General features: G+C 31.4%; 4 protein-coding genes. 1 reads left to right on the top strand and 3 read right to left on the bottom strand.

Translation table 11 applies throughout. From position 1 onward, the window contains the following. Window positions 1-275 precede the first annotated feature (275 nt). Complete coding sequence (locus ACKI5C_RS09065) at window positions 276-422, top strand: hypothetical protein (RefSeq protein ID WP_407432808.1); 147 nt, start codon at window positions 276-278, stop codon at window positions 420-422. Here ACKI5C_RS09065 and ACKI5C_RS09060 read toward each other — a convergent pair. The 3 genes from ACKI5C_RS09060 to ACKI5C_RS09050 all read right to left on the bottom strand — a co-directional run bounded on the left by ACKI5C_RS09060 (window position 419) and on the right by ACKI5C_RS09050 (window position 4,679). Continuing rightward, on the bottom strand, window positions 419-691 hold the full coding sequence (locus tag ACKI5C_RS09060; RefSeq protein WP_407432807.1) for an ArsR family transcriptional regulator: 273 nt from the start codon (window positions 689-691) through the stop codon (window positions 419-421). The genes ACKI5C_RS09065 and ACKI5C_RS09060 overlap by 4 nt on opposite strands. 9 nt (window positions 692-700) lie before the next feature. Continuing rightward, a complete protein-coding gene (locus ACKI5C_RS09055) occupies window positions 701-961 on the bottom strand; it encodes a transcriptional regulator (protein WP_407432806.1) in 261 nt (86 codons plus the stop codon). Window positions 962-1,337: 376 nt separating this feature from the next. After that, on the bottom strand, window positions 1,338-4,679 hold the full coding sequence (locus ACKI5C_RS09050) for a C1 family peptidase (protein ID WP_407432805.1): 3,342 nt from the start codon (window positions 4,677-4,679) through the stop codon (window positions 1,338-1,340). Between the last annotated feature and the right edge of the window lie 279 nt (window positions 4,680-4,958).

Here is a 4,958-nt window from a genome sequence, read left to right as displayed (position 1 = left end):
TGGAGTAAATGTTTTTTGATTGGGCATGATAAAAACTTTACTCCAACTATTTATTAAATTTAACTATTTTTAAACAGAATTAAAAATGCACAACTAATTCTCATCAAAAAATTTCAAATCAACAAAGTTTTTGAAAGAGTCGTTTACAAGACAATGACATATACATTGTTGAAACAAAAGCTGACAAAGATTTAAAATCACCAAATGTACAAAGAAAAAGAATAGCAACACTAGACACTTTAAATAAAATTAATAAATTAAATGGATCAGATAGGATGGATGCAAAATGGAACTATGCACTCTTAGGAGAAAACACATTCTATTCCATGCATAAAAAAGGAGCAGGAATCAAAGAAATATTAGATTATACTATTGTTACAGAAGCTAAAGCAAAAGGATATTCCACTCTAGATAATTTTTAATAATATATTGAAAGATAAATATATTCTAAATTTTCAACCATATCTTTCCCAGCAATTGTTAATCTATAATATCTTCCTTTCTTAGCGGCCGGATTAACTACATCCACCAGTCCTTTATCTTTTAATTCTTTTAACGTTGCACTTATATTGTTTTGATGAATTTTTAACTCAGTCGATAATTGTTTGGGTGTTTTATTCTGTTTTGCAAGAGATTTCATTATTTTAGTTCTATAACTGGATGCTTTAACGAATGCAAGCTTATATAACAATATTATCGCCTATTTTAAATTCTTTGCTATTTCTCTGCCCAAACTGGTTAACTGATAGTTTCTGTACTTTGTATCTTGCTCATTAGTGCATACAACTATGTCTTTATCTTTTAATTCCCTTAAAACTTTTGATATGTGGTTTGCCTTTATTCCTGAATCTTGTGCTATTTCTGTGGGAATCATATCGTACTTAGCCAGTGATTTTACTGCCTTTTCTCTGTAACTAGACGTTATAACATATGCATAAACCTTCAAAACTTCATCTTTCATACAATGTTTTTATAACCGAGTTAATAAATAAGTACCGATGCAGGACATTTAAAAATAGTTCTAAATAAGTTGCTTAATGTACATTTGGCAATGGTAAATATGATTAGTATTTAAATGCATCAATAATATTAAAAATGTGGTTAATAAAATTGATAGTTAATTATGAAACTAGGTAAATTATTAATTGAATAGTTGATTATTTCTATGGTTAAATCAGTGCTTACTAGAATACGAAAATAACGTGAAAACTCCTATTCGGCATCACCATGATTCGAGATCCGGAATAACTAATAAACAAAAAAGTTAAAACTCTACGATATAAAATAAAAAAGCAATTACCTACAAAAAAAAGAAGAAAAGTGTTGAGAAATTAATCTCAACTTCTAATGGTTATTGTATTTGCAATTTTCAGATTATCATACTCTGAGGTAATGATGTATTTGCCGGCTATCAAATTAATGTTTAATTTTGCTATTCCGTTGGAATCTGTGTATCTTGTGTAGAATACACCATTAATATTAAATTTGACTGCAGCATTTTTTAATGGATTGCCTTGACCATCCAGTACAGTAACATTGAATGTTGACCCGTCTTTATAGGTCATCTCCAAATCAGTAGCGTTCATGGTTGGCAATACTGTGACGTTATATGACATCTGAAGTCCTGTTAACGGATCAATAGCTGTCAGGATGTAGTTTCCAGGAAGCAAATTAATGTTTAACTTGGCTGTTCCGTTTTCATTGGTTGTTCTGTTATAGAAAACACCATTGATGTTCATGGTAATGTTAACGCAGGATACTGATTTACCTTCACCGTCAATTAGTGAAATATAGAACTGGGAAGCGTTTCTGTAGTATTTTACTAAGTTCTCACCAATTAATGTAGGCAATACTGTGATTTTATTTTCAACTGTTGTGCCGTTGAATGTTGTTTTTATTGTGTAGTTACCCGGATTTAAGTTAATGGCTATTGAAGCACTTCCGTTTTCATCACTTACACGAGTATAATTTCTACCATTAATTTCAAAAGTAACAGTTTCGTTAGCAACACCAATATTAGCTTCAAATCTGGAATCATTTTTATAGATTTTAACTAAATCTTCAGTATAAATTGGTAAAGCAACAGTGTAAACTTTTAAACATGTAATATAACCCAAATCATAAGTATCTTTCCATGTTTTCCCGTCAAAGGATATGAATGATAGATTTTGAGTATAATGTGGTCTGGCATCAGTTAAGTCAACGGTTGGTGCAGCATTTGAAGTTATTACTGCTTTGAAAACATCTCCTTTCCTGATTGGTATGTATTCATTTAACTTGATGGTGTGGTAACCAAAGTATGGTGACAATCCAGTTTGAGTTAATTTTAATTCGTCATTTACATAAATTGTAACTGTATAATTAATACCTTCCTTATTGAAGTATGTTCCAACAGCTGCAATCGCATCATTTTCCAATGCTTCAAATTCATTCATATAACTAACACTTTGATTTCCTGAATTGAACTCAGCTCCCCATATGAGACTATACTGGTAGTTTTTATTGTATGGTTCGGTATTTTCAATTATTATTGAAGTAGCATAATTTGACACATCTTTAGAGCTCATTAATGTCTTATCGTAATATGAAACATAGAGGAATCCATTGTCTCCCCATTTTGTACTATAACTGTTTTTTACAATCCATGCACCGTTGCCCGGAGGTGTGATTAAGAAGTTACTTGCATTATAATTATCGTCCCATCCTACAATTGAAACATCGTGATTTGCATCTAAGGATTCATTAACATATTGTGCATGGGTTTCTGGATTATAATAAGGATTTACTTCATCAAATGTTGATTGTCCGAAAAATGACACATCTATGGAACCATATTTCATGATTGCCAATTTGAGCTGTGTGCCGTTTGGTATTTCATTATTCGGCGTGAACACCACATCCTGAACATGGATATCATTCATGGTTGTGATTACAGGTGAAATTTTTCCAACTTCATCATATGTATCCGCATCCTGTGTGAATGCTCCAAGCCAGCTTAACAAATAAGCTGTGGAAAGAATGTTAGCTCCAAATTCTCCAGTTCCACCGCAACCGTAAATTGAATATTGCAACATAGTATTCTGCATGTTGTTTTCCGAAAAATCAGTTGTGATGTTTGCAGCTTTCAATAATGCAGATTCTAAGGTACCAGTCATTCCAAATGTCCAGCAGGCACCCATCCAACCTTGATTTTTAACGGATGAAACCCAACCCCAGTCACGTAAATCAAATCTTGCTGGAGGATTAATGACATTAATAGTATTATTTAGCAATGATAATTGCAGACCTTGTCCAGTTATTATTGTTGCATAAAATGTATTGTTAGTTGAGACATTATCATCATTAATATAAACATTGTTTTCCAAAATAGATTTTTTATCGAAAACAGTGTAAATAGGATTTGTATTGTTTTCAAATTTTGAATTTTTGATGTTGTATGATGTATCGTATGCATAGATTGCATTACCTGCACTTGCCATATTATTATTGAAAAATTTAGATTCTGTTATATTTAATGTGCTGATATCAGAGAATATTGCACCACCATAGGTTGGATATCCTTCAATAATGCTGACGCCATTTGAATCAAAGGTACAATTATCGATTCCAGTATTTGTATATGAAAGGTAAATTGCGCCTCCATTATATTTAGCATGAGAGTTTATGAATTCTGTATTCTTTAACACGAAATCTCCAGTCAATTGGACATATGCACCACCAAATTCAGAATATGTGTCTCTAAATTTGGTATCAATTATGGTCACATTACCTGTAGCACCAGTAGCTCCAGCAATATCAGCAAAAATGGCCCCTCCATTTTTTGAAGAGGTAACGTTTTTGAATTCACAATTTTCAATATATAGTTCTCCGCCAGCTTTAGTCCTAATTGCACCTGCGGTAATTATAGCTTTTAAATCAATGAATTTTGAATTGATTATTGAAGCATTAGAAGTTATAATATTTAATGCAGGTGCATAAGATGAAGTAATATTGGCAAAAGTTGTATTTTTTATATAAACTTCAGCATGTGAAAGGTCAATTTGTGAACCTTTAGCGAATTTTTTTGAGGTAAAGGATGAATTGTAAAGTTTCACTTCACTACTTGAAACAAGAATGGATGAACCACTTTCAGCATAGTTATCAATAAATCTACAATTAGAAATAAGGAATGAGCCTTCCCTAATTCCTATAGCTCCTCCTTGTCCGTTTGCATAATTGTTGATGAAAGTAACATTATTTAATGTTAGTGATCCAACAGCACGTATTCCACCACAATTGGTGGAATTACCGTTGATTAAAATCAAATCATTTAATGTTATATTATTTCCAATAATGTTGAATATTCTTGATTGGTTGTTTCCATCGATTGTATGGCCGTTACCGTTAAGGACAAAATTATCCTTGCTGATTAAAATTCCTGTATTGTTGTCAGTTGCATTGTTGAAGGCATAGTCCTCGGTTAAATCCAAAGTCGTACCTACATTTTCTATTTCATCAGCCAAATCACTGAATGAACTTTCATTCATAGTATAAATATCGTTTTGCGTAATTATATTGGTTGATTCATCAATGGATAATGCCTGTGCTTCATTACTATCAGCAGCACTTGCTGATGAAACAAATACAAGTAAAATCAGAAACATTGACAAAACAGCCAATAAAGATTTATTAACTTTCATTATTATCCCATTATAAGTTAATTATTTAAAAAAAAAACAGCACAATCCAGAATTATAATATATCATAACATAATCCCCATATGCTTAATAATATATTATTAACTTATAGTTTAAATAATTTTATATTCATGATTTGGCGACTCTTTCAAAAACTTTGTTGATTTTCAAAATCGGTTTTTCGATTTTGATTCCAAATTAAATCTCTGAGATATATTCGTTTTAAAACGCCTCGTTTAGTCTTAAATGTTCGTTTTCTGGATTTTGGCATTGTTTTTTGAA

The sequence above is a fragment of the Methanobrevibacter sp. genome (assembly GCF_045646045.1).
In the GTDB taxonomy this organism is placed as follows: Archaea; Methanobacteriota; Methanobacteria; order Methanobacteriales; family Methanobacteriaceae; genus Methanocatella.
The sequence above is the reverse complement of the archived record's forward strand: the minus strand, read 5'-3'. Positions and strand labels throughout refer to the sequence as shown.